The sequence below is a fragment of the Pseudomonas sp. NPDC089422 genome (assembly GCF_044749405.1).
GTDB lineage: Bacteria > Pseudomonadota > Gammaproteobacteria > Pseudomonadales > Pseudomonadaceae > Aquipseudomonas.
In genome coordinates this window covers 257618-283222 of record NZ_JBIVHW010000006.1, presented here as the reverse complement: position 1 = coordinate 283222, position 25605 = coordinate 257618, and the positions used below count along the sequence as shown (strand labels likewise).

Below are 25605 nucleotides of genomic sequence, written 5' to 3'. Positions count from 1 at the left end.
ACTCTTTTCGAGCTGCCACGCTCGTACCTCAACCCCGTCGATTGGCGGGGCTTTTTTTTGCCTGCAACAACCCCGGATCCACCGGCCGAATTACAGTTTTCAGCCCGGCGGCCGAAAACATATACATGACAGCCCTCATGGCCGCTTGCCAGCCTCAGGGACATGATGCAACCTTGCCAGATGCGCCGCCGCCCAGGCCGCGTCCCCCTTCAAGCGAGTCTTCGATGAAAAGCCAACCCGATGCCGCCAGCCGTGTGGCGGCCGAGGTCGTCACGCAGCTTCCCGTGCCCTCGCGGCTCGGCATGCTGCGTTTCGAAAGGCTGAACGAAGCCAGCTGGGCGATGCTCTACCTGGACCCGGCCTGCGACCGCCAGTTCGGCCTGCCCGCTTCCGAGTTGTGCGCACTGATCGATTCGCCCTATGCCAGCCTGATGGAACCCGAGGCACGCTACCGGCTGCACGATGAAATCCAGCTGCAACTGAGCAACCGTGGCTACTACCGCGTGCGCTATACCCTGCATACCCAGTCGCGCGCGCTGCGCCTGCTGGAAGCCGGCGAGGCGTTCAAGCAGCACAACCGCCAGCTGCTGCGCGGTTTCCTGACGGTGCTCGATGACGAAGACGACAGCGACCTCGACACCAACGACCTGGAATCGCGCAACAACCGCCTGCAACTGGCCCTGCAGATCAACCAGCGTGCCCAGCAGGAACAGCTCGAGCACCTGGAGCGTGTGCGCGCCCAGCAGGACCTCATCCTGCGCCTGGCCCGCCAGCGCTACAGCGCCGAAAACTCGCTGATCGAAGCCGCCCAGCTGATCACCCGCAGCGCCTGCGAAATCTACAAGGTCGACAGCGCCAGCATCTGGCACCTGGACGAGCATCGGCTGGAGCCGATCAGTGCCTGGCTGCGCAACGAGCAGGTGCACCGCCTGCCCGCGCCAATCGATGCCAGCCGCTTCCCCGACTACCTGGAAGCCCTGCACGCCAGCCGCGCCATCGACGCGCACAACGCCAACCACGACCCACGTACCCGTGAGCTGGCCGAGAGCCTGTATGCCGACAACAACGCCATGCTCGACGCCAGCATCCGCGTCGATGGCCAGGTGGTCGGCGTGCTGTGCCTGGAGCAGACCGGCCAGCCGCGCGCCTGGCAGTCCGATGAAATCGCCTTTGCCGGCGAGCTGGCCGACCAGTTCGCCCAAGTCATCACCAACCACAACCGGCGCACCGCCGCCAGCGCCCTGCACCTGTTCCAGCGGGCCGTGGAACAAAGCGCCAGTGCCTTCCTGCTGGTCAACCGCGACGGCGTGGTGGAGTACGTCAACCCAAGCTTCACGGCGATCACCCAGTACAGCACCGAGGAAGTCCAGGGCCACCACCTGGCCGAACTGCCTGCCCTGGAGAACCTCAGCGAGCTGCTGTTCGATTCGCCGTCGAGCCTGGCCATGGGCAACAGCTGGCAGGGCGAGTTCAAGAGCCGGCGCAAGAGCCTCGAACCCTACTGGGGCCAGCTGTCGATCTCCAAGGTGTACGGCGACAACCGTGAGCTGACCCACTACATCGGCATCTACGAAGACGTCACCCAGACCAAGCTGGCCCAGCAGCGCATCGAGCGCCTGGCCTACACCGACAACCTGACCAACCTGGGCAACCGCCCGGCGTTCATCCGCAAGCTCGACGAGCGCTTCGCCCGCGACAGCGAGAACCCGATCTGCCTGCTGCTGGTGGATATCGACAACTTCAAGCGGATCAACGACAGCCTCGGCCACCAGACCGGCGACAAGCTGCTGATCAGCCTGGCCCGGCGCCTGCGCAACAGCCTGAGCGTCAATGGTGTGCTCGCCCGCTTTGCCAGCAACGAGTTCGCCGTGCTGCTCGACGACACCAGCCTGGAAGACGGCCAAGGCGTTGCCCTGCAGTTGCTGCGCACCCTCGACAAGCCGATGTTCGTCGACAACCAGCTGATCAACGTCACCGCCTCGGTGGGCCTCGCCTGCGCGCCACTGCACGGCAGCGACCCGACCACCCTGATGAAGAACGCCGGCCTCGCCCTGCACAAGGCCAAGGCCAACGGCAAGCACCAGGTGCAGGTGTTCACCGAAGTGCTCAACGCCGAAGCCAGCTACAAACTGTTCGTCGAGAACAACCTGCGCCGCGCCCTGACCCAGAACGAGCTGGAGGTGTTCTACCAGCCCAAGCTGTGCCTGCGCACTGGCCGCCTGCTGGGCCTTGAAGCATTGCTGCGCTGGAACCACCCCGAGCGCGGCATGATCCGCCCGGACCAGTTCATCAGCGTGGCCGAAGAAACCGGCCTGATCATCCCCATCGGCAAGTGGGTGGTGCGCCAGTCGTGCCGCATGAGCCAGCAACTGCAGGAAGCCGGTATGGGCTGCCTGCACGTGGCCATCAACCTGTCGCCCAAGCAGTTCTCCGACCCCGACCTGGTGGCCTCGATCGGTACGATCCTCAAGGAAGAAGGCCTGCCCCCGCACCTGCTGGAGCTGGAGCTGACCGAAGGCCTGCTGCTGGAAGCCACCGAGGACACCCACCGCCAGCTCGACGAGCTCAAGGCGCTGGGCCTGACCCTGGCCATGGACGATTTCGGCACCGGTTATTCGTCGTTGAGCTACCTGAAGAAATTCCCGATCGACATCATCAAGATCGACCGCAGCTTCATCAACGAGATCCCTGACAACCAGGACGACATGGAAATCACCTCCGCGGTGGTGGCCATGGCCCACAACCTCAAGCTCAAGGTGGTGGCCGAGGGCATCGAGACGCCGGAACAGCTGGCCTTCCTGCGCCGGCACCGCTGCGACGTTGGCCAGGGTTACCTGTTCGACCGGCCGATCCCGGGCCGCGAGCTTGCAGAAAAACTCAAGCGCTATCCGCGCGGTCCAATGGCCTGACAGCTGCCTCAAGCTCGGGCACACTAGAACCCATTCAGGCCTCATCGCGGATAAATCCGCTCCTACACGATCCTTGTAGGAGCGGATTTATCCGCGATAGGGCCAACCCCAATTCAACAGACATACAGAGGAACGGCCATGGTCCTGCGTTCAGAAATCCTGGTGAACAAAAACGTCATGCCCACTGCGGAACAGGCCCTGCCTGGCCGCGAGACGCCCATGCAGCTGCCCGAGTTCCACTACGTGTTCGAAGGCACCCCGCTGCTCGGCCCGTTCTTCGAAGGCGCCATCGACTTCGCCATCTTCGGCCTGGGCTGCTTCTGGGGCGCCGAGCGCCGCTTCTGGCAGCGTGAAGGCGTGGTCAGCACCGTGGTCGGTTACGCCGGCGGCTTCACCCCGAACCCGACCTACGAAGAAGTCTGCTCGGGCCTGACCGGCCACACCGAGGTGGTGCTGGTGGTGTTCGACAAGGACAAGGTCAGTTACCGCGAGCTGCTGGCGATGTTCTGGGAGCTGCACAACCCGACCCAAGGCATGCGCCAGGGCAACGATGTCGGTACCCAGTACCGTTCGGCCATCTACTGCACCAGCCCTGAGCAGCTGGAGCAGGCCAAGGCCAGCCGCGATGCCTTCCAGGCCGAACTGAGCAAGGCCGGCTTCGGCGAGATCACCACCGAAATCGACCAGGCGCCGACCGTGTACTTCGCCGAGGCTTACCACCAGCAGTACCTGGCCAAGAACCCCGACGGCTACTGCGGCATCGGCGGCACCGGCGTGTGCCTGCCACCGAGCCTGCAGGGCAACTGAACCATGAGCACGATGACCCTGTTCCACTCGCCGCTGTCGCCCTTCGTGCGCAAGGTCATGGTGGTGTTGCACGAGACCGGCCAGCTTGGCCGTGTCGCGCTACAGCCAGTGAACATCAGCCCGGTGAGCGGCGACGAGCAGCTCAACCAGGGCAACCCGATCGGCAAGATCCCGGCCCTGCGCCTGGAAGACGGCACCGTGCTGCACGACAGCCGGGTGATCTGCGAGTACCTCGACCTGCAGCATGTCGGCCTGCCGCTGCTGCCGCGCGAGGGTTCGGCGCGCTGGCGGCGCATGACCCTGGCCTCGCAGGCGGATGCGATCATGGATGCGGCGGTGTCGAGCCGTTACGAGAGCTTCCTGCGGCCTGAAGGGAAGCGCTGGGATGGCTGGCTCGACGCGCAGGGCGAGAAGATTCGCCGCAGCTTGGCGAACCTTGAGCAGGAGCACTTGGCGGAGCTGGCGTCCGGGTTCGATCTGGCGGCGATTGGCGTGGCTTGTGCGCTAGGGTATCTGGACCTGCGTCAGCCTGAATTCGGCTGGCGTGAGCGCCAGCCTGGCCTGGCGGCGTGGTATGCCGAGGTGGCCAAGCGGCCGTCGATGGTTGCTACAGCGCCGACAGCCTGACTGGCCAATCGCGGATAAATCCGCTCCTACACGCATTTGTAGGAGCGGATTTATCCGCGATGAGGCCGGCACAGGCAGCAGAAATCAGCAGTCAGGATTACCCGCAGTAAACTTCTTGGCCGGGTTCACCGCCGCCTTGAACTGGCGCAGCGCCTTGGAACCAATCAGCAACGGGTAGTTGAAGTGGCTGCGGTCCACCAGGTTGACCTCCATGGTGCGCTTCACGCCACCCAGGCACATCTCCAGGTCGACCACCGGCCGCTTGGAGATCTCCGGCGCATCACCCTCATCCTCTTCATCGACACGCCCCTTGATCTTGCTGATGCGCGAGACCGGATGCTCATACACCTTGCCGTCAGAATCCTTGGTCGCCAGGCGGAAACGCACCCACTCCTCGCCATCGCGGGTAAACAGCTCGATGTCCTTGGCCGACAGCGAAGCCGTCCAGGCACCGGTGTCCATCTTGGCCTTAAAGGTCTGGCCCAGCTCGGGCAACTTGATGTTCTCGTAACGGCCATAGACCGTGGGTTCGGCGGCCATCACCGGCAACGCCAGCAGCGACAACAGGGCAAGCAGAGATTTCACAGGCAGGCTTCCTTGAGAAGGGTCAGTGCTTAGACTGCACTGGCTGAATAGGTTCGCTGTCACAAGCCTAACCAACATGTTGTGAAACATTTGTCCCCACCGTCGGGCATTGGACATTTGGCGTAGACCCCGGCGCTGCTTATCATTGCGCCCTGCTAATTTCCCACAACAAGAGTTTCCTTATGCGTCGCCTGTTTACCGGCATTCTCACAACCACCCTGCTGCTGCTCAACACCGTGGTGATGATCTGCCCGCTGATGGTCTTCGCCCTGCTCAAGCTGGTGCTGCAGGGGCGCTGGCGCGACTACGCCTCCGCTGCCGTGATGTGGTTCGCGGAAGCCTGGTCAGAGGTCGACAAGGCCATCTTCGCCCTGTGCATCCCCACGAAATGGGACATCCGTGGCGTCGAGAACCTGCGCAAGGACACCTCCTACCTGGCCGTCAGCAACCACCAGACCTGGGTCGACATCCCGGCGCTGATCGAAAGCCTCAACCGCCGCACGCCGTTCTTCAAGTTCTTCCTCAAGAAGGAGCTGATCTGGGTACCGCTGCTGGGCCTGGCCTGGTGGGGGCTCGACTACCCATTCATGAAGCGCTACAGCAAGGCGTTCCTGGAAAAGCACCCGGAACTCAAGGGCAAGGACCTGGAGATCACCAAGGCCGCCTGTGAGTTGTTCAAGCGCCAGCCGGTAACCGTGGTCAACTACCTCGAAGGCACCCGCTTCACCGAGGCCAAACACCGCGAACAGCAATCGCCCTACCGTTACCTGCTCAAGCCCAAGGCCGGCGGCGTGGCGTTCGTGCTGGCGGCGCTGGGGGAGCAACTGGACGCGCTACTGGACGTGACCATCGTCTATCCCGGCAACAAGGCACCCGGGTTCTGGGACCTGCTCAATGGCAGCATCAGCCGGGTGATTATCGACATTCAGGTGCGTGAGCTGGACCCGGCATTGTGGGATGGGGATTACGAGAATGATCCGGCCTTCCGCCAGACCGTGCAGGCCTGGGTGAATCAGCTGTGGTTGGACAAGGACCAGCGGATTGAGCAATTGCGCGCAGAAATGCGCTGATATCCATCACCTGACCGGCCTCTGTGGGAGCGGGCTTGCCCGCGAAGAGGCCGGCACAGGAGCGCGCGTAACCCCGATTAAAACCCAGGCTAATAATCAGAATAAGTAATACTTTTTTGTCATCACCCACTTAAGTGGATAAAAATCGACCAAAGCACAACTACAAAAATGCCTGGATCGATCGATGGCCAACCCACCCAGCTCCAACTCCGCCCAACTGCGCCGTGTCCTCGGCCTCCCCGCCCTGGTGTTCTTCGGCCTGGTGTACATGGTCCCGCTGACCATCTTCACCACCTACGGCATCGTCACCGAACTCACCGGTGGCCGAACCGCCAGCGCCTACATGGTCACCCTGGTGGCCATGCTGTTCACCGCCGCCTCCTACAGCTTCATGGTGAAGCGCTTTCCGGTCGCGGGCTCGGCGTACTCCTACACCAACATGGCCTTCGGCCCCAACGTCGGCTTCCTCGCCGGCTGGTCGCTGCTGCTGGATTACCTGTTCCTGCCGATGATCAACTACCTGCTGATCGGCCTGTTCCTCAACATCGCCTTCCCGGCCATCCCGGCCTGGTCCATCGCCCTGGCCTCGATCGTGCTGGTAACGGTGCTGAACGTGGTCGGCATCCACTCGGTGGCCAAGACCAGCAACCTGATCGTCGGCGCGCAGATCGTTTTCATCTTCGTGTTCGTCGCGCTGTCGTGCCAGTCGCTGGCCGGCCAGCCGCTGGACCTGCTGTCGCCGCTGATGGGCGATGGCTCCAAGCCCGGTTTTGGCGCGATCATGGCCGGCGCGGCGGTGCTGTGCCTGTCGTTCCTCGGCTTCGACGCCGTCTCGACCCTGGCCGAAGAATGCCGCGATGCCCGCCGTGACGTTCCACGGGCGATCATCCTCACCACCCTGTTCGCCGGTGTGCTGTTCACCGTGCTGGCCTACGTCAGCCAACTCGTCATGCCGGGCACCACCTTCGCCAATGCCGATGCGGCGGCCAATGAAGTGATGTTCAAGGCGGGCGGGCAGTTCCTGGCCAACTTCTTCACCGCCGCGTACGTCGCCGGCAGCCTGGGTTCGGCGCTGGCCTCGCAGGCAGCGGTTTCTCGCATCCTGTTCACCATGGGGCGCGACAATGTGCTGCCACGGCGCAGCTTCGGTTACCTGTCGCCACGCTTCGGCACACCGGTGTTCGCCATTGCGCTGGTTTCGGCGTTCTCGCTGCTGGCATTGGTGATCGACCTGGCTACCCTCGCCTCGCTGATCAGCTTTGGTGCGCTGGTAGCGTTCTCGGCGGTGAACCTGGCGGTGGTGAAGACGCACCTGATGGGGGATGGTGCCCAGCGTAACCTCAAGGGGATGCTGTGCTATGGCCTGGTGCCGCTGGTGGGCTTGGCGCTGACCCTGTGGCTGTGGACCAGCCTGTCTGCACTGACCTTGGTGATCGGCCTGTGCTGGTTTGCCTTCGGCCTGGCCTACCTGGCGGTACTGACCGCCGGCTTCCGCCGCCCGGTGCGCCAGATGGACTTCAGCGAAGCCACATGACCCAATCGGCCTGCGCGGTCCCTTGTAGGAGCGGCCTTGTGTCGCGAAAGGGGCGCGCAGCGGCCCCGGCAATCTTCGACGCGAAGCTGAAATCCTGGGGGCGGTGCCCCGCGAAGCAGGCTGCTTCCAGCAGCGTGTACTGATAGTTCTGCTAGTTGTGCCTAGCCGCGGAAAGACCAAGACTCGGGATTACCGTCTTGCGAGGCCAGGCCTTATGTCAGTCGTTCTGCGTGCCTATTGCCCTTTCGGGCACCACCAGCATCAAGTAAGCAAGTTGTTCATGATTGGCTTTAATGGCGAGCGAGAAGACAGTCACTCCGGCACCTATCTGCTAGGCAATGGTTATCGCGCCTACAGCCCAGCCCTGAGGCGTTTTTTTGCGCCTGATAGCTGGAGCCCGTTTGGCAAAGGGGGGGTTAATGCCTATGGTTATTGCGCGGGAGACTCCATAAATAACGTAGACCCAGACGGGCATGGAGCCGTCAACCCACTACGCCGCCACGCCGTAACACTGACGCCCGATTTTCCTCTTCCTCCTCCCCAGACGGCCCAGCATCTCAATCGCTCACTCAACACGCAGCACTTGCAGACAGGAAACAATTCACACCGCAACCCATTAACTCCAACACTGCACATTCAGCAGCCACGGGCTAATAGAAACCCTTTGGCAAACGGTGGTCGGATGCCGTTTGAAGACCGGAGAAATCCTAGCGTGACATTGGATGAAGTCGTGACGCTGGCCAATGAGCTGACGGGGTCGAAGCGGGCCCTTACGCAACCTCCAGAACATCTGAAATACTTGCATGACCCGGAAATGCGTAAGGAATACCTTGCTAGTCTGGACTCGATCCGTCGTGAAGTGCCAAAACAGCAAGACCGAGTGAACAAGGCGATGGTCAGTTGGTTCCACTCCTGACCTATCCCATGTCCAGACAAATCAAACCGATGGCGTATTCACTGGCGCCGGTGTAGTCCACAAGCTACCCAGATTCTGCAACAACGACCCGGCAATTCCCTGCTGCCCCAGGTACTGCAGAATCAACGGCGCAAACTGCCCGATCATCCCGGTATCCATCCCCAGCGCCTTGAACGCATTGTCCAGGTCGCCACGGTTCTCCACATCGTTGCCCAGCGCCTTGTCCAGGGCCGACTGGCTGCCCTTGTCATTGCCCAGCAACTCACCCAACCCACTCAACCCGCCCAGGACATTGGCGCCCGACAGCAGGTCAAGGCCCGGTACGGCCTTGGTCAGTTGGCCGTAGTCGTCACTGCTCAGGTTGTTGCGCGCCAGCCCCAGCATGGCCCCTGCCCCGCCCACGGCCTGTTCGGGGGTGATGTTCAGCTGGCTGCCCAGGGTGTTGAGCAGGTTGGCCTGCCCTTCGGGCGCCTGTACCTGGCCTTGTTGCTTCTGGTTCTGCATGGAAGAGACGGCGTTGGCGGCGTCGCTGAGGTTGAAGGCGAACACCGGGCTTGCGGCCAGGGTCATCAGGGTTGCCAGGGTGAATGCTTTCATCGGGAGGGACCTCGTTGACCGGGATGGCCTGGGAAACGAGGGTTTTGACTGACGATCTGAGGAATTGTTCCAAGGCTGTTGTTGAAACCACAGCATAGTCCGCCGAGTACCTGCCCTTTCCTACCTGCATAAATACACCACACTGTTTGAATACACGAACGTATAAATATGGTTAGCCATGTTTGAGTACGCACCTAGCATTTTTGCCAGTAGCCAAACCCGACAAAACTGACAGACACTAGATCTCATGACATTCGGATTTTCACCAAATTAGGAGTGGACATCGTGACGAACAACACACACTTTTTCTACATAAGCAGAAAGCTTTCAGCCACAATTAGCGAAAAGAATACTCAAAAAATCTTTCACTCACCTGCTGCATGCCTCGCGCAACAACACGCAGAAACCAAGACAACAACCATCTTAAGTACCGACCAGAAAGGCTCTGTTTTTGAAGGGCTTAATAAAAATAAAACTGCCCACTGCTACTCGCCCTATGGCCTGCCCCGGAATCCGCCGTCTTACCTAGGATTCAACGGCGAGCTTTTCCAAGTTCAAGTCGAGGCCTATTTTCTTGGCAATGGATACCGGACTTACAGCCCTAGCCTAATGCGCTTTTACTCTCCAGACAACCTGAGCCCGTTCGGTAAGGGCGGATTAAATACGTATTCGTACTGCAGTAATGACCCCATCAATTATATCGATTCCTCCGGCCAATTAAGGCAAGCCATTCTAGACATCTTGAGTCAATATAAACTGCTCAAAAGTCCGAGCAATGATTCAAGGTACCTTAGGGGTCTGAATGGAAATCCGAAAAAGCTAACTTCTGATCATAGACAAACCCTAACCCAAGAGACTGGCATAATAAGCGAAGAGATTTCCAAACTACAACAAAAGACAAAAAACTCCGACGTACAGGCTTTGAAAACGCAGGAAGCATACTTCAACAAAGAAATAGATTCTCGCAACCTCAAAATAAAGCAAATCAATGAACAACCAGGCAGCTCCAGAAGCCCGAAAAAGCAACAACAGATAAAAGATCTTAGGAACGAGCAAACCCCATACCGAGATAAGCTAGGCCAAGTTCAAACAAAACTTAAACCGTTCGAGGAAATCGGCAAATTAAGTGCGGACCTTGAAAAGCTAAACAAGTACCTACGTGCCATAACTGAAAATTAGTTGTAGCACTGAAAATGAGCCGGTGCTTAACCAGCATTAATAAATTTGCAACTTTCACTCCCACTCAAAGACTCGAATCATGAAAAAGCTGTACAAATAGACCCAGCCCAGGCCGAAGCGGATGCTCAATGCGTCAATACGATTCAAGTTTTCCGAATTTTCCGCTTACTTGTAGGACGTTTCTGAAATATGCTCCCAAGCCGCTTAAGCCATTGCGATGATCTGGGCTGGTGTCTAGTCTCGGGCGGTCGCTGCAAATTCAGCGACCGGCTTTGACAGGGCGCCCTCGTCAACCACATGGCTTTTGCCGCTATGGCAGCTGTGCATGGGGCACTCACGTGCGCCGGGTTTTGGTTGACCTACCGGTCTGTCAACCCATGTACAGCTGCCTCCTTCTTGTTTGACAGCAGGCCGGTGGTGGCATCACTTAGAGGTCATCCATCATGCTTAAGATTGTCCCCGATCCACCCCACACCTCCCATTCCCTCGAAGACACCCTTATCCAGGCCACGGACTATGCGCTGTGTGCCCAGACCGTCGCGCATCAGGCAATTCTGCTGCAGCCCAAGTCGCCGGCTTCGATTCTGATCATGGCCACGATGCATGAGCTCGAAACGTTGCGGGTGCTGCTTGAAACGGCCTTGATCCAGGTGCAGGTACCGGCGGAGCCGCGAACGCTGCACTAGGGTTCAACCTTGTTTTGCCTGGCCTGGCCTCTTCGCGGGACAAGCCCGCTCCTACAGGTTCAATGCTGGCCTCAGGCTTGGCGCACGGCCTGTAGGAGCAGCTTTAGCCGCGAATGGCCGGGCCTGGCGATCGAGAAACTTCAGGGAGATAGAACGATGTCCAGCGACGACACCAAGACCACCGTAGGCACGACTTTTTTCTACCAGGGCGAAGGCCATACCCACCCGCTGTTCTGCATTGCCCCGGGCATTCCCTGCCAGAGTGCGCGGGAACAGGCCTCTGAACTGATGGGCTATGTGCGGGATTTGACCATTGATGGCCTGATGGACAACAAGCCGCAGTTGCTTTGGGCTTCACACTATCTGAGCGCGATGGCCAAGGCGCTGATGGATGATGCTGAGTTGGGGATGATGCGCTGAGTGATGGGGTGGCAGGGCTGGCCTCTTCGCGGGCAAGCCCGCTCCCACAGAGACTCGTGTCAGGCTATAAAACTAGTATTTCTGCCAGTATCAAAATCCCTGCAGCTGTTCAGAATGGGCTCCAAGCAGCCTCCATTCATCCAGCACGGTAGGGACTTGAATCATGAGCAAAGCATCGAAACGTTCACTTTTCTTCTACCAGGGCGACAAGCTCATTACCGTGAAAGAAGGCGACCAGGGTCGCGCCATTTTCCGCAATGCGGAACAACCGCTGGCAGAGCTCAGCACAGACGACACTCAAGCCGGTGGCCTACTGGCCACCGATCAGATGGGCTCGGTGCTTGTCGTGCAAGGCCCAGCCGAACAGCCATAAAAAAGCCCCTCAAATCGAGGGGCTCTTTGTCACATCACGCGATCACGCCGCGCCCCACATCTTGTGCGGGTCGATCACGAACTTCTTCGGAACGCCTGCATCAAACTCGCCATACCCTTCCGGCGCCTGATCGAGGTTGATCACCTGCACGCCCACCACTTCGGCAATGTTGATGCGGTCCCACATGATCGCCTGCATCAGCTGGCGGTTGTACTTCATGGTCGGGGTCTGGCCGGTGTGGAAGCTGTGCGACTTGGCCCAGCCCAGGCCGAAGCGGATGCTCAGCGCGCCGATCTTGGCGGCAGCATCCACCGCGCCCGGGTCTTCGGTCACGTACAGGCCCGGGATACCGATGTTGCCGGCCACTCGGGTCACTTGCATCAGCGAGTTCAGCACGGTGGCCGGGGCCTCATGCTTGGCACCTTCGTGGCCATGGCCGCGGGCCTCGAAGCCAACGGCGTCGACGGCGCAGTCCACTTCCGGCTCGCCGAGGATGTCGACGATCTGCTCGTGCAGCGGGGTGTCCTTGGACAGGTCGACCACTTCAAAGCCTTGGGACTTGGCGTGGGCCAGGCGGGCTGGGTTCAGGTCGCCCACGATGACGCACGCGGCACCCAGCAGGCGCGCAGAGGCTGCGGCGGCCAGGCCGACCGGGCCGGCACCAGCGACGTAGACGGTGCTGCCTGGGCCAACGCCGGCAGTGACGGCGCCGTGGTAGCCGGTTGGCAGGATGTCGGACAGGCAGGTCAGGTCACGGATCTTCTCCATGGCCTTGTCGCGGTCCGGCAGTTTCAGCAGGTTGAAGTCGGCGTATGGCACCAGCACGTATTCGGCCTGGCCGCCGGTCCAGTCGCCCATGTCGACGTAGCCGTAGGCGCCACCGGCGCGGGCCGGGTTGACGGTGAGGCAGACACCGGTGTGCATCTCTTTGCACGAGCGGCAGCGGCCGCACGCGACGTTGAACGGTACCGACACCAGGTCGCCGATCTTCAGGCGCTCTACATCACGCCCCATCTCGACGATTTCACCGGTGATTTCGTGGCCCAGGACCAGGCCGACCTGGGCAGTGGTGCGGCCGCGGACCATGTGCTGGTCGGAGCCGCAGATGTTGGTGGAAACCACCTTGAGGATCACGCCGTGCTCGATCTTCTTGCCGCGTGGGTCTTGCATTTTCGGGTAGTCGATCTTCTGCACCTCGACCTTGCCCGCGCCGAGATACACCACTCCACGATTGCCAGACATGCTCTTACCTCGCTTGATTTTTATTTATGCAGCGGTGGTGGAACGCGCCGCCTTCCATGGGCGGCTTGTGTTACTGGAATGCAGGGAATTGTGGGCCTGGCAGGTCGACTTGCGCTGACTGGAAACGACAGAGAGATGCCTTTTAGCGGCAGGTGAAAATGCGCCAGCCCCTTTTCAAGCGCTCAGCGCTAGGCGCATGACTGACATCCCGTCACGCCATGCGCCCACAACACTCACGAATCAGGCAGCCTTGACTGACCTGGCATCCTCCACCTCAATTTTCAATGACTTCTTCGTGCAGCTCTGCAGCGGTTCTGGCAGGCGGCCGGTGGAAGGACACATGACCGGGGACATCGGTGATCTCAACTGTTGCCCCTGTCTTGTCAATGTGACGAACCGTAACCCGTTTCCCCGATAGCAGGTCGTCTATTTGCTTACCTTGCATCAAAGGGGCATCTTTCATGCCGTTCGGGCTATCAGGTGTTGTGTCTACAAGTGTATTGGAGACGGTGTTCACGCTGAATTGAACCACTCTGACGATCACACCGTTGACGAACGGATCAGCAGCGTCCCAATTTTCAAACCCTTCCGAGGGCTGACGAAACTCCAGGACGAGGTAGCTACCATCGCTGCGGAACAGCCGCAGGCCTTTTACAACTGCCGAGTCGGCAGGTGCAAACAAGGGGGCAATTTTATAAGTGCCATTATTCAGCACTTCGGGGAATTGTTCATCCGTCATCCAGCCCGCAAAATACTGGTAAGGCAGGGGATAAAGACGCCCCCCTCCGCCATTGAGCGTATCCGAAGGGTCTGCGAGACTCGTGACAGTACAGCCGTCACCACCGACTTGAACAACATTCTGTTGAGTTGGGCAATGCGCCAGTGATTTCGCATGCGGGCCTCCCAGACTATGGCCAAACTCATGCTGCCACATCCAGGGTTTCCAGCCTACGCCATTGCCCATGGCCCAATTACCTGGCTTCGCGGCCAGGCCAGACCAGGAACAAGCTGTGGGGGGAATTTCAACCGCAAGATAATCATAGCCCTTCGCATCCCACCCCTTTTCAAGTGCACGCTCAACCGCTTTAGCCCTCAGTTCGCCACTTGGGCAACCTGAAGGGCGTGGCCCCAAATCAAGACCGGTGACCGCGTCGCCGGTGAAATGTAGTTTGTTACCAGACGCAAGCGACACGGCGTTAACGAACGAATAGTTACCCGTTTCGCTACCCAAAAAGCCTCGCTTGACCTCGGCGAAGTCGGTTTCCGGTCTGTCACTGTAGTGGGTGTGCAACAGCAGAACTTTTTTATTCCCCACAACGGGGCGCTTCGCAATAACAGGGATGTCCAGGTCAAATATCCAGGTGGCACCCATTTCAGACGAAGCCGGCACCATCTGAACATGATTACCTGAGAAACCGAGAACCTCTTTTTTGCCTAGATCGTTGCGATATTTGTTTTGCAATGTAAACCCGATCATGGCCGGTGCAGGGATGAAATTCCTGCTGGCCAACCACGTCCGTTGTGATTGATAGCCACTGCCTTGGCAATCAATCATTTTAGCAGCCGACCCCAAGCACTTTTCATTTCCCTCGCTGGCCAAAAATCGATTTTCCAATCTATTAAAGCCCGCTGTAACGCCCATGCTCCAGTCCTGCCTGGCTTCACGCGAGCACGCGGCCAACTCGACATCAACATTATTCGGCGCCAGCGCAAGGCAGCGCTCCTGGCCCTTTTCAACATTCCTGACATGGCCATAGCGCTTACTGATATTCCATTTGGCAGTGGCGCTGTCTTGGCCGCCCAATATCAACCGCTTGTCTTCGGTGTACTGAAGGAAATTAGGCTGTCCTCTGTCACTGATGTATTTATTCAGCAGAAAGCTGGGGTGATTACCTTTTCGTTCCCAGAGACGGCGAGAACTGAAGTCATTGCCGCCCGCGCTGGCGCAGGCAGCCATTTTGACTACGCTTTTACTCGCAGCGTATAAACACATTTCCTGCGTTGCACCGCTCAGTGCCTTGTTTTTGATGTGTAACCGGGTACCTGACGGGGCCAATCGCCATTGCTGCTGATCTTTTCCACGGCACTGTTGCAGCGCGACCGAGGTGTGGTCGTCGGCTAACGTCAGGCACGCCTCAACCCCACCAATGTCACTGACGATTTGCTCATACAGAGGCTGAGTGGACACCCATTTTGCGGCCTCGGGCTGTCCACTCCCAAACACCAATTTTCCGTCGACCGTACTTTGCAGATAGTTTGGCTTGCCCTTGTCAGCAATATACTTGTTTAACAGCCCACTGCTGTCGCTCCCACCTTTACTCCAAAGCCGCTTCGATTGGTAATCACCCGGACTGGCACTGGCACACGTTGCCATTTTCAACCTGTCCTGATCCAAAGCGACTAAACACATCTCTTTGTTCAAATGCCCAAGTGCCATACTTTTGATGAAAAACCTGGCGCCGGACTGTGCGAATATCCATTGCTGATTAGCAGTGTCATCACATTTTTGCAGCGATACCGATTCAAAATCCTTACCGAGGGCCAGGCAAACGGAATTATCCTGAACCGTGTTTACCAGTTGCTGGTACAGATTCATTTCTATCGAAAATGCTTTGAAATGAAATAAAACAAAAGGTAAACACAGCACATTCAAAATGACTTTCATAGGTTCCCCTGAGAGCGTCCACTATCAGGTCACGCTAACAGTCCGAACCTTTCATCACTACTGGCAGAATTGAGAGTGTTCACTTGCTGTCGTCGTGTTCAGCCGATACAACAGGTGGCCACTGCGGGGGCAAGAGGCAACGCGACGATGTGCCAATCCTCAGGCCTTTGGACTGAGTTTAGCGGCGTCATGGAAGGGAATAAGGCCAACAGCCGGCAAACCAGCGATCACAGAATCACCACGGCCAGTGGGCTTGGTAGTCCCTGTGAAACCCACTTGCCGTCGATTGGCCCGGGACAGCTGCTTAAAGCACAACCGTTCGGTTGGCGTTCAGGAACACCCGCCGCTCAATGTGGTAACCCACGGCCCGCGCCAAGGTCAGGCATTCGATATCCCGCCCCTTGGCAATCAAATCTTCGGGGTAATGGCTGTGGTCCACCACCTCGACGCCCTGGGCAATGATCGGCCCTTCGTCGAGGTCGTTGTTGATGTAGTGCGCCGTGGCGCCGACCATCTTTACGCCCTTGTTGTAGGCCTGGTGATAAGGCTTGGCGCCCTTGAACCCCGGCAGCAACGAGTGGTGAATGTTGATCGCCCAACCATCAAGACGCCGGCACAGCTCCGGCGACAGCACCTGCATGTAGCGGGCAAGCACCACCAGCTCCGCACCGGTTTCTTCGATCACCTGGATCACCTTGCGCTCCTGCGCAGGCTTGTCCTTCGGGTCGAGGGCGAAGTGGTAGTAGGGAATCTTGTGCCAATGCGCCAGGGGTTCGAGGTCCGGGTGGTTGGACACCACTGCGACCACGTCCATGGCCAGCTGGCCAATGCGCTGGCGATACAGCAAGTCGTTCAGGCAATGGTCAGCCTTGGACACCATGATCACCACTTTGGGGCGGTGATTCGGAGCAGTCAGCTCGAAGGTCATGCCAAACGCATCGCTGCGCTCGGCGAGGCCGGCACGGAAGCCGACCTCGTCGAAATCGTCCGGCTGGCGGAACTCCACACGAATGAAGAAGCGCCCCGACAGCCGGTCATCGAAGGAGTGGTGCTCCGTGACGTAGCAGCGCTGCTCGTAGAGGTAACGCGTCACCACGTCGACGGTGCCGAGCATGCTCGGGCAATCGGCGGTGAGAATCCAGGTATCCGGTGCCCGACTCATGTTCTGCTCTCCTTATGCCTCGATGCTCAGGCCGTACTCGGCCGAAGCGTCCTGCAGCCACAGCCACCAGTAATCGGCGAAGCTGCGGCGAATCACCAGTTCCCAGGTGTCTTCGGCGGTGCGGCGGATCACCAGTTGCGACTTGGCGAACACGGTGCCGACAGCCTTGCCGACCGGGAAGTTGTTCGGGTGAACATCATAGCTGGTGGATTTCATCAGCACTTCGCGCACGTTCGGGCCGCGCAGTTCCAGCAGGCTCTGCCCGCCGCTGACGTTGACCACCTGGATGTGCTGGCCTTCGAGGGCCGCACGCAGCTTTTGCTCGACCGCCAGTTCCTCGCCGCCCGGGACGATCAGCAGCCACTCGTCGGGGCCGACCCATTGCAGCGAGGTATCACCACGGGCAACCACGGTCAGGGCCACGGGCAGTTCCAGGCCCAGGGCCTTGTGCACGCCAGCGGCAAATTCCGGGTTGTGGCCATCGCCACGCAGGGTCAGGTGACCGAGGAATTTCTTCTCACGCAGGGTCACGCCTGCGTTCTTGCGGCCTTTGCCAACCAGGCTGGCCAGGTCGGCGTGGTGCAGTGGCGACTGGGCCTTGGCCTCGGCGCCGGGGTTTTGCTGGAAGACGTTGATAGCGCTCATTTCTTACCTGCCTTGAATTCTTGTTCGTCAGGGCAGCGCAGCCGTGCAAGCAGACTGCGCCGCCATCCGGGGCCTTAGACGTTCTGCCGCTCACCCTTCGGATCGAAGAACACCGAAGACACGATCTCCGCCTCGATCACGCTGCCATCTGCCTGCGGCGAGTAGACACGCTCGCCCATGCGCTTGAGGCCGCCCTTGACCACACCCATGGCGAACGAATAGCCCAGGGAGTTGGAGGCATAGCTGGAGGTCACGTGGCCCACCATGTCCATCGGGATCGGCTGCTTCGGATCGAACACCAGCTGGGCGCCTTCCGGCAGCCACTTGGTCGGGTCGATCGGCTTCAGGCCTACCAGCTGCTTGCGGTTGTCGCGCAGGCAGTCTTCGCGGTTCATGCCACGCAGGCCGATCCACGAGAACGGCTTGTTGCGGCCTACGCACCAGCTCATGTTGAGGTCGTCCGGGTTCATCGAGCCATCGGTGTCCTGGCCAACGATGATGAAGCCCTTCTCGGCACGCAGTACGTGCATGGTCTCGGTGCCGTACGGGGTCAGGTTGTACTTCTTGCCGGCCTCGATGATCTGTTCCAGCACGCCCATGGCGTAGTTGGCCTGCACGTTGACTTCGTACGACAGCTCACCGGTGAACGAGATACGGAACACGCGGGCCGGTACGCCGCCGACGTTGCCTTCCTTCCAGGTCATGAACGGGAAGGCTTCCTTGTCCATATCGATGTCGGTCAGCTCGCTGAGCAGCTTGCGGCTGTTGGGGCCGGACAGGGTCATGGTCGCCCAGTGGTCGGTAACCGAGGTGAAGTACACCTTCAGCTCTGGCCATTCGGTCTGGTGGTACAGCTCCATCCACTGCAGCACGCGGGCGGCGCCGCCGGTGGTGGTGGTCATGATGAAGTGGTTGTCGCCGACGCAGGCGGTCACGCCGTCGTCGAAGACCATGCCGTCTTCCTTGCACATCAGGCCGTAGCGGGCCTTGCCCACGTCGAGCTTGGTCCAGGCGTTGGTGTAGATGCGGTTGAGGAACTCGCGTGCGTCCGGGCCCTGGATGTCGATCTTGCCCAGGGTCGAGGCGTCCAGCAGGCCCACGCTGTCGCGCACGGCCTTGCATTCGCGGGCCACGGCGGCATGGATGTCTTCACCGGCTTTCGGGAAGTACCAAGGGCGCTTCCACTGGCCGACGTCTTCGAACTCGGCGCCGTTCTTCACGTGCCAGGCATGCAGGGCGGTGAAGCGCACCGGCTCGAACAGGTGGCCACAGTGACGACCGGCTACCGCGCCGAAGGTCACCGGCGTGTAGTTCGGGCGGAACATGGTGGTGCCCATTTCCGGGATGGTGATGCCGATCGAACGGGCGGCAATGGCCAGGCCGTTGATGTTGCCCAGCTTGCCCTGGTCGGTACCGAAGCCCAGTGCGGTGTAGCGCTTGACGTGCTCGACCGACTCGAAGCCTTCGCGGGTGGCCAGTTCGATGGCGGCGGCGGTGACGTCGTTCTGCTGGTCGACGAACTGCTTGGGTGCGCGGGCAGTGCCTTTGTCGTGCGGCACCTGGAACAGCGCCACGGTGGCCTCTTCCTTGCGCGCCACGGTTTTCGGCAGGCTGCCGACGGTGGCCTTGAAGCCGGCTTCGGTGGCTGCGCGGGCGCCGCCTTCGAAGCCATCGGCGATCACGTCGCCAAGGACGTACACGCCGTTGATGCCACCCACGCATTCACGCTTCTGCGGGGCATCGCCGGGCACGAAGCCGAGGATGTCTTCACGCCAGACCGGGCGACCGCCCAGGTGCGACGCCAGGTGCACGATCGGGCTGTAGCCGCCGGAGGTGGCGATCAGGTCGCATTCGAGGGTTTCCCCAGGGCTGGTGACCTTGTGTGCCTGCACATCAATGGCGGCCACGCGGGCGCCGCTGACGTGCTTGGTGCCCTTGGCCTCGATCACGGCGCTGGAGGTGAGGATGCGGATGCCCTTGGCACGTGCTTCTTCAACCAGCGAACCGCGTGGGTTGTGGCGGGCGTCGGCAATGGCGACCACTTGCAGGCCAGCGTCGTGCCAGTCGAGCGCGGCGCGGTAGGCGTGGTCGTTGTTGGTCGACAGCACCAGCTTGCGGCCCGGGGCCACGCCGTAGCGGCGTACGTAGGTGGAAACAGCACCGGCCAGCATGTTGCCCGGCAAGTCGTTGTTGCCGTACACCAGCGGGCGCTCGTGGGCGCCGGCAGCCAGCACCACGCGCTTGGCGCGGACGCGGTGCACGCGGTGGCGAACCTGGCCGATCGGGGCGCGGTCGCCGAGATGGTCGGTGAGGCGCTCATGAATGGTCAGGAAGTTATGGTCGTGGTAGCCGTTGACCGTGGCGCGTGGCAGCAGGGTCACTTCCGGCAGGCTTTCCAGCTCTTTGACCACGGCGTTGACCCAGTCGGCGGCAGGCTTGCCGTCGAGGGTTTCGCGGGTGTCGAGCAGGCTGCCGCCGAACTCTTCCTGCTCATCGGCCAGGATCACCCGGGCACCGCTGCGGGCAGCGGCCAGCGCGGCGGCCAGGCCAGCAGGGCCGGCGCCGACGATCAGCACGTCGCAGTGCTGGTTCATGTAGTCGTAGCTGTCCGGGTCGTTCTGCAGCGGCGCGCGGCCAAGGCCGGCGGCTTTGCGGATGTACTTCTCGTAAGTCATCCAGAACGATTTCGGGTACATGAAGGTTTTGTAGTAGAAGCCCGGCGGCATCATGCTGCCGCCGACCTTGCCGAGGATGCCCATGACATCGTTGTTGACGTTCGGCCAGCCGTTGGTGCTGGTGGCGACCAGGCCTGCGTACAGCGCCTGCTGGGTGGCACGCACGTTAGGGATCTGGGTGGCTTCGCTGGAGCCGATCTGCAGGATGGCGTTCGGCTCTTCGGTACCGGCGGCGATGATGCCGCGTGGGCGCGAGTACTTGAAGCTGCGGCCAACGATGTCGACGCCGTTGGCCAGCAACGCTGCGGCCAGGCTGTCACCGGCATAACCCTGGTAGGTCTTGCCGTTGAAGGTGAAGTTCAGGACCTTGCTGCGGTCGATACGGCCGCCGCTGGCGAGGCGATAGGTCTGGCTCATACTTTTTCCCCTTGGCCTTTGACGGTCGACGGTGCGCTGCTTGGCTTGCCGGCTTCGGTCACTTGCGGCTTCTCGCCAATCTTGTAGGTTTCCAGAATTTCGTAGGTCACGGTGTTACGGGTGACGTTGAAGTACTGGCGGCAGCCGGCAACGTGGTCCCACAGTTCGTGGTGAATCCCGCGTGGGTTGTCACGGTAGAACATGTAGGTGCCCCACTCCTCGTCGGAGCAGGCGTTGGGGTCCAGCGGGCGGGCGATGTGCGCCTGGCCAGAGGCGTGGAACTCTTCTTCGGAGCGCAGCTCGCCGCAGTGGGGACAGAAAATATGCAACATGACGGTGTCTCCGGTTAGTGGGCGACGGCGGCGGCGCCGTGTTCGTCGATCAGTGCGCCGTTGTAGAAACGGTCCATGGAGAACGGCGCGGCCAGTGGGTGCATTTCGCCCTTGGCCAGGCTCGCGGCGAAGACGTTGCCCGAACCCGGGGTCGCCTTGAAGCCGCCAGTACCCCAACCGCAGTTGAAGAACATGTTCTTGACCGGGGTCTTGGTGATGATCGGGCAAGCGTCCGGCGAGGTGTCGACGATGCCCCCCCACTGGCGGTTCATGCGAACGCGCGAGAGGTTGGGGAACATTTCGACGATGGCCTGCAGGGTGTGCTCGATCACCGGGTACGAACCGCGCTGGCCGTAGCCGACCCAGCCGTCGATACCGGCACCGATCACCAGGTCGCCCTTGTCGGACTGGCTGATGTAGCCGTGTACGGCGTTGGACATGATCACCGAGTCGATAATCGGCTTGATCGGCTCCGACACCAATGCCTGCAAGGGGTGCGATTCCAGCGGCAGGCGGAAGCCGGCCAGCTTGGCCATGTGCCCGGAGTTACCGGCGGTGACCACGCCGACGCGCTTGGCGCCGATGAAGCCTTTGTTGGTTTCCACACCGATGACCGCGCCGTTTTCCTTGCGGAAGCCGATCACTTCGGTCTGCTGGATCAGGTCCACGCCCAGGGCGTCGGCGGCACGGGCGAAGCCCCAGGCCACGGCGTCGTGACGGGCTACGCCACCACGGCGCTGAACGGTGGCGCCGAGGATCGGGTAGCGGGTGTTCTTCGAGCAGTCCAGGTACGGGATTTCGGCCGCGACCTGGGCGGTATTCAGCAGCTCGCCATCGACGCCGTTGAGGCGGTTGGCGCTGACACGACGCTCGGAGTCACGCATGTCCTGCAGGGTGTGGCACAGGTTGTAGACGCCGCGCTGGGAGAACATGACGTTGTAGTTGAGGTCCTGGGACAGGCCCTCCCACAGCTTCATGGCGTGCTCGTACAGGTGCGCCGACTCGTCCCACAGGTAGTTGGACCGCACGATGGTGGTGTTACGGGCAGTGTTGCCGCCGCCCAGGTAACCCTTCTCGATCACCGCGACGTTGGTGATGCCGTGTTCCTTGGCCAGGTAGTAGGCCGTGGCCAGGCCGTGGCCGCCACCGCCGACGATGACCACGTCGTAGACCTTTTTAGGGGTCGGCGTGCGCCACATGCGCTGCCAGTTCTCGTGGTGGCTGAGGGAGTGCTTGAAAAGGCCGAAGCCCGAGTAGCGTTGCATGGTCGTTTACTCCACTCAGCGGTAAACAGGGAAGTCAGCGCACAGGGCCGCGACGTTCTTCGCCACATCGGCTTCGACGTCAGCGTCACCGAGGTTGTCGAGGATGTCGCAGATCCAGCCGGCCAGTGCCACACATTGCGCGACCTTGAAGCCACGGGTGGTGACGGCCGGGGTGCCGATGCGCAGGCCGGAGGTGACGAACGGCGACTGTGGGTCGTTCGGCACGGCGTTCTTGTTGACGGTGATGTGCGCGCGGCCCAGGGCGGCGTCGGCATCTTTGCCGGTCAGGCCCTGGCGGATCAGGCTGACCAGGAACAGGTGGTTGTCGGTACCGCCGGAAACCACGTCGTAGCCGCGGTCGATGAACACCTGGGCCATGGCCTGGGCGTTTTCGATGACTTGTTTCTGGTAGCTCTTGAACTCAGGTTCCAGCGCTTCCTTGAAGCACACGGCCTTGGCGGCGATCACGTGCATCAGCGGGCCGCCCTGGGCGCCCGGGAATACGGCGGCGTTGAGCTTCTTCTCGATCTCTTCGTTGGCCTTGGCCAGGATCAGGCCGCCACGTGGGCCGCGCAGGGTCTTGTGGGTGGTGGTGGTGACCACGTCGGCGAACGGGATCGGGTTCGGGTACAGGCCAGCGGCAACCAGGCCGGCAACGTGGGCCATGTCGACGAACAGCAGCGCACCGACTTTATCGGCGATGGCGCGGAAGCGTGGGAAGTCGAGGGTCTTGGAGTAGGCCGAGAAGCCGGCAACGATCATCTTCGGCTTGTGCTCGACGGCCAGGCGCTCGACTTCGTCGTAGTCGATCAGGCCGGTGTTGGTGTCGATGCCATATTGCACCGCGTTATACAGCTTGCCCGAGGACGACACCTTGGCGCCGTGGGTCAGGTGGCCGCCGTGGGCCAGGCTCATGCCGAGGATGGTGTCGCCGGCCTGCAGCAGGGCCAGGTAGACCGCGCCGTTGGCCGACGAGCCAGAGTGCGGCTGGACGTTGGCGTAGTCGGCGCCGAACAGCTGCTTGGCGCGCTCGATGGCCAGTGCCTCGACCTTGTCGACGTGCTCGCAGCCACCGTAGTAGCGCTTGCCTGGGTAGCCTTCGGCGTACTTGTTGGTCAGGCCGCTGCCCTGGGCCTGCATCACGCGCTTGCTGGTGTAGTTCTCCGAAGCGATCAGCTCGATGTGATCTTCCTGACGCTGTTCTTCGGCATTCATCGCCGCCAGCAGTGCATCGTCATAACCCTGGATCTGGTCTTGCTTGCTGAACATCATGTATCTCCCGGCAGCGATCGTTTTTTGTCGTGGGGCACTGTGGCCCTTTGTGGCGATGTTATGACTGGGCGGAGCGGGTCAGATGCCTGCGCACGCCTTGCAATGGCGCGTTTACGACATTGGCTTTTGTGCTGTACTTGCCGGCCCTTCGCGGATAAATCCGCTCCTACACACGATGTGCCGTTTGCAGGAGCGGATTTATCCGCGAAGGGCCGGCACTGACAGCTTGTATAGGCAACCGTTTCAGCAATGGTTTAGAGTGCTGTTCTGCGTCGTTCACAGGACAGTGTCATGACAGATAAGAGCCAACAATTCGCCAGCGACAACTATTCCGGCATCTGCCCCGAAGCCTGGGCCGCGATGGAAAAGGCCAACCACGGTCACGACCGTGCCTACGGCGACGACCAGTGGACCGAACGTGCGTCGGAATACTTCCGCAACCTGTTCGAAACCGACTGCGAAGTGTTCTTCGCCTTCAACGGCACCGCCGCCAACTCCCTGGCCCTGGCCTCGCTGTGCCAGAGCTACCACAGCGTGATCTGCTCCGAGACCGCCCACGTCGAAACCGACGAGTGCGGCGCGCCGGAGTTCTTCTCCAACGGTTCCAAGCTGCTCACCGCACCCAGCGTCAACGGCAAACTGACGCCCGAGTCGATCCGCGAAGTGGCGCTCAAGCGCCAGGACATCCATTACCCCAAGCCGCGGGTGGTCACCATCACCCAAGCCACCGAGGTCGGCACCGTCTATCGCCCCGACGAACTCAAGGCGATCAGCGCCACCTGCAAGGAGCTGGGCCTGAACCTGCACATGGACGGCGCGCGCTTCACCAACGCCTGCTCGTTCCTCGGCTGCAGCCCGGCCGAGCTGACCTGGAAGGCCGGCGTCGATGTACTGTGCTTTGGCGGCACCAAGAACGGCATGGCGGTGGGTGAGGCGATCTTGTTCTTCAACCGCCAGCTGGCCGAGGACTTCGACTACCGCTGCAAGCAGGCCGGGCAGCTGGCGTCGAAGATGCGTTTTCTGTCGGCGCCGTGGGTCGGGTTGCTGGAAGATGGCGCCTGGCTGCGCCATGGCGCCCACGCCAACCGTTGCGCGCAGTTGCTGGCGTCGCTGGTGAGCGACTTGCCTGGGGTCGAGCTGATGTTCCCGGTGGAGGCCAACGGGGTGTTCCTGCAGATGCCGGAGCATGCCATTGAAGCGCTGCGCGGCAGGGGCTGGCGGTTCTATACCTTCATTGGTAGCGGCGGGGCGCGGTTCATGTGCTCGTGGGATACCGAGGAAGAGCGGGTGCGTGAACTGGCGGCGGATATCCGCAGCATCATCACCGCCTGACAGATTGCCGGGAGGGCTTCGCCCTCCTTTCGCGACACAAGGCCGCTCCTACACGAGGTACGCGTTTCCTTGTAGGAGCGGCCTTGCGTCGCGAAAGGGCCGCAAAGCGGCCCCAGCAATCTAGAGTTTGAACCCACCCATCTGCCGCGCCAGATCATCAGCCAACCCACGCAAGGCCTGGCATTCCTCGCGGCACCCCTGCACCTCGGCCGCCGTCTCCCGTGCCAGGTCGGAAATCCCCTGCACCGTGCGGTTGATCTCCTCGGTCACCGCCGACTGCTCCTCGGTCGCGGTGGCCACCTGGTGGTTCATGTCGCTGATGTGCTCGACCTGATCGGTAATCGCGCCCAAAGACGCGCCAGTACGCTGGCTGGACTCCACACCACTGCCAGTCGCCTGCTGCCCCGCCTGCATCGAACTCACGGCTGAACCCGCACCCTGCTTCAGGCGCTGGATCATCTGCTGCACTTCATCGGTCGACAGTTGCGTACGCCGGGCCAAGGTACGCACCTCATCGGCCACAACGGCAAACCCGCGGCCCATATCCCCTGCCCGCGCGGCCTCGATGGCTGCGTTCAGCGCCAGCAAGTTGGTCTGCTCGGAAATACTGCGGATGACAGCAAGCACTTCATCGATCGAGGCGACTTCATCGGCCAACTGGCTGACGGCATCGGCCGCCTTGCCGATATCACCCGACATGCCCTCGATACCTCGGATCGAACGCTGCACGACTTCACGCGCCTGCAACGCCTCCTCCCGTGCCGATTGCGACGCCTGGGCCGCATCACCGGCATTGCGGGCGATGTCCTGCACGGTCAGGCCCATCTCGTGCACGGCAGTGGCGACCATCTCGGTCATTTCCTGCTGGCGACCGGAGCGCTCGGCCGTGTTGTCC

22 protein-coding genes are annotated in these 25605 nt (G+C 60.9%); 11 read left to right on the top strand and 11 right to left on the bottom strand.

Annotated features, from left to right (window positions below; translation table 11 throughout):
• Positions 1-224: 224 nt before the first annotated feature.
• The 3 genes from ACIPZ8_RS13865 (at position 225) to ACIPZ8_RS13855 (ending at position 4343) form a co-directional block, all read left to right on the top strand.
• Positions 225-2909: a putative bifunctional diguanylate cyclase/phosphodiesterase gene (locus tag ACIPZ8_RS13865; protein WP_400723865.1), complete on the top strand. Its 2685-nt coding sequence runs from the start codon at positions 225-227 to the stop codon at positions 2907-2909.
• 138 nt (positions 2910-3047) lie between these two features.
• Positions 3048-3716, top strand: coding sequence for a peptide-methionine (S)-S-oxide reductase MsrA (msrA, locus tag ACIPZ8_RS13860; RefSeq protein ID WP_294338592.1), 669 nt, complete (start codon positions 3048-3050; stop codon positions 3714-3716).
• Between the two features lie 3 nt (positions 3717-3719).
• Entirely contained in the window at positions 3720-4343 is a 624-nt protein-coding gene (locus ACIPZ8_RS13855; RefSeq protein ID WP_400723862.1) for a glutathione S-transferase, read from the top strand.
• Positions 4344-4427: 84 nt separating this feature from the next.
• On the opposite strand, the gene ACIPZ8_RS13850 is transcribed toward ACIPZ8_RS13855, so the two are convergent.
• Positions 4428-4928, bottom strand: a complete 501-nt coding sequence (locus ACIPZ8_RS13850) for an ATP-dependent zinc protease (RefSeq protein WP_400723859.1) — start codon at positions 4926-4928, stop codon at positions 4428-4430.
• Positions 4929-5110: 182 nt separating this feature from the next.
• Here ACIPZ8_RS13850 and ACIPZ8_RS13845 point away from each other — a divergent pair, with 182 nt between their 5' ends.
• The 3 genes from ACIPZ8_RS13845 (at position 5111) to ACIPZ8_RS13835 (ending at position 8448) form a co-directional block, all read left to right on the top strand.
• Positions 5111-5998: an acyltransferase gene (locus tag ACIPZ8_RS13845; protein ID WP_400723856.1), complete on the top strand. Its 888-nt coding sequence runs from the start codon at positions 5111-5113 to the stop codon at positions 5996-5998.
• Between the two features lie 184 nt (positions 5999-6182).
• Complete coding sequence (locus ACIPZ8_RS13840) at positions 6183-7532, top strand: APC family permease (RefSeq protein ID WP_400723853.1); 1350 nt, start codon at positions 6183-6185, stop codon at positions 7530-7532.
• Positions 7533-7746: 214 nt separating this feature from the next.
• A complete protein-coding gene (locus ACIPZ8_RS13835) occupies positions 7747-8448 on the top strand; it encodes an RHS repeat-associated core domain-containing protein (protein WP_400723850.1) in 702 nt (233 codons plus the stop codon).
• A 21-nt stretch (positions 8449-8469) separates the two neighbouring features.
• Here the strand turns inward: ACIPZ8_RS13835 and ACIPZ8_RS13830 are convergent, their stop codons facing one another.
• A complete protein-coding gene (locus ACIPZ8_RS13830) occupies positions 8470-9045 on the bottom strand; it encodes a DUF2780 domain-containing protein (protein WP_400723847.1) in 576 nt (191 codons plus the stop codon).
• 285 nt (positions 9046-9330) lie between these two features.
• Here ACIPZ8_RS13830 and ACIPZ8_RS13825 point away from each other — a divergent pair, with 285 nt between their 5' ends.
• The 4 genes from ACIPZ8_RS13825 (at position 9331) to ACIPZ8_RS13810 (ending at position 11703) form a co-directional block, all read left to right on the top strand.
• Positions 9331-10224, top strand: a complete 894-nt coding sequence (locus ACIPZ8_RS13825; protein WP_400723844.1) for an RHS repeat-associated core domain-containing protein — start codon at positions 9331-9333, stop codon at positions 10222-10224.
• A 443-nt stretch (positions 10225-10667) separates the two neighbouring features.
• Entirely contained in the window at positions 10668-10910 is a 243-nt protein-coding gene (locus tag ACIPZ8_RS13820) for a hypothetical protein (RefSeq protein ID WP_400723841.1), read from the top strand.
• Positions 10911-11066: 156 nt separating this feature from the next.
• A complete protein-coding gene (locus ACIPZ8_RS13815) occupies positions 11067-11330 on the top strand; it encodes a DUF3077 domain-containing protein (protein ID WP_400723839.1) in 264 nt (87 codons plus the stop codon).
• 163 nt (positions 11331-11493) lie between these two features.
• Positions 11494-11703, top strand: a complete 210-nt coding sequence (locus ACIPZ8_RS13810; protein ID WP_400723836.1) for a hypothetical protein — start codon at positions 11494-11496, stop codon at positions 11701-11703.
• Between the two features lie 42 nt (positions 11704-11745).
• Here the strand turns inward: ACIPZ8_RS13810 and fdhA are convergent, their stop codons facing one another.
• The 8 genes from fdhA to ACIPZ8_RS13770 form a co-directional block, all read right to left on the bottom strand.
• Positions 11746-12945 carry a formaldehyde dehydrogenase, glutathione-independent gene (fdhA, locus tag ACIPZ8_RS13805; protein ID WP_060480490.1) on the bottom strand — a complete coding sequence of 400 codons (1200 nt, stop codon included), beginning with the start codon at positions 12943-12945 and terminating at the stop codon, positions 11746-11748.
• Between the two features lie 274 nt (positions 12946-13219).
• Positions 13220-15610 (bottom strand): lectin, encoded by a 2391-nt coding sequence (locus ACIPZ8_RS13800; RefSeq protein WP_400723833.1) that lies wholly within the window; start codon positions 15608-15610, stop codon positions 13220-13222.
• A gap of 304 nt (positions 15611-15914) precedes the next feature.
• Positions 15915-16772 carry a formyltetrahydrofolate deformylase gene (gene purU / locus ACIPZ8_RS13795; protein WP_400723830.1) on the bottom strand — a complete coding sequence of 286 codons (858 nt, stop codon included), beginning with the start codon at positions 16770-16772 and terminating at the stop codon, positions 15915-15917.
• Between the two features lie 12 nt (positions 16773-16784).
• Entirely contained in the window at positions 16785-17417 is a 633-nt protein-coding gene (locus ACIPZ8_RS13790) for a sarcosine oxidase subunit gamma (RefSeq protein ID WP_400723827.1), read from the bottom strand.
• Positions 17418-17491: 74 nt separating this feature from the next.
• Entirely contained in the window at positions 17492-20509 is a 3018-nt protein-coding gene (locus ACIPZ8_RS13785) for a sarcosine oxidase subunit alpha (protein ID WP_400723824.1), read from the bottom strand.
• Entirely contained in the window at positions 20506-20841 is a 336-nt protein-coding gene (locus ACIPZ8_RS13780; protein ID WP_400723821.1) for a sarcosine oxidase subunit delta, read from the bottom strand. The genes ACIPZ8_RS13785 and ACIPZ8_RS13780 overlap by 4 nt, the downstream gene beginning before the upstream one ends.
• A gap of 14 nt (positions 20842-20855) precedes the next feature.
• Positions 20856-22106, bottom strand: a complete 1251-nt coding sequence (locus ACIPZ8_RS13775) for a sarcosine oxidase subunit beta family protein (RefSeq protein WP_003255680.1) — start codon at positions 22104-22106, stop codon at positions 20856-20858.
• Between the two features lie 15 nt (positions 22107-22121).
• The gene (locus ACIPZ8_RS13770; protein WP_063914517.1) at positions 22122-23375 is read right to left on the bottom strand and encodes a serine hydroxymethyltransferase; all 1254 of its coding nucleotides are present in this window, start codon (positions 23373-23375) and stop codon (positions 22122-22124) included.
• A 294-nt stretch (positions 23376-23669) separates the two neighbouring features.
• On the opposite strand from ACIPZ8_RS13770, the gene ACIPZ8_RS13765 reads away from it, so the two are divergent.
• The gene (locus ACIPZ8_RS13765; protein ID WP_400723818.1) at positions 23670-24710 is read left to right on the top strand and encodes a low specificity L-threonine aldolase; all 1041 of its coding nucleotides are present in this window, start codon (positions 23670-23672) and stop codon (positions 24708-24710) included.
• A gap of 120 nt (positions 24711-24830) precedes the next feature.
• Here ACIPZ8_RS13765 and ACIPZ8_RS13760 read toward each other — a convergent pair whose 3' ends face one another.
• Positions 24831-25559 carry a methyl-accepting chemotaxis protein gene (locus ACIPZ8_RS13760; RefSeq protein WP_400724098.1) on the bottom strand — a complete coding sequence of 243 codons (729 nt, stop codon included), beginning with the start codon at positions 25557-25559 and terminating at the stop codon, positions 24831-24833.
• Positions 25560-25605: the final 46 nt, after the last annotated feature.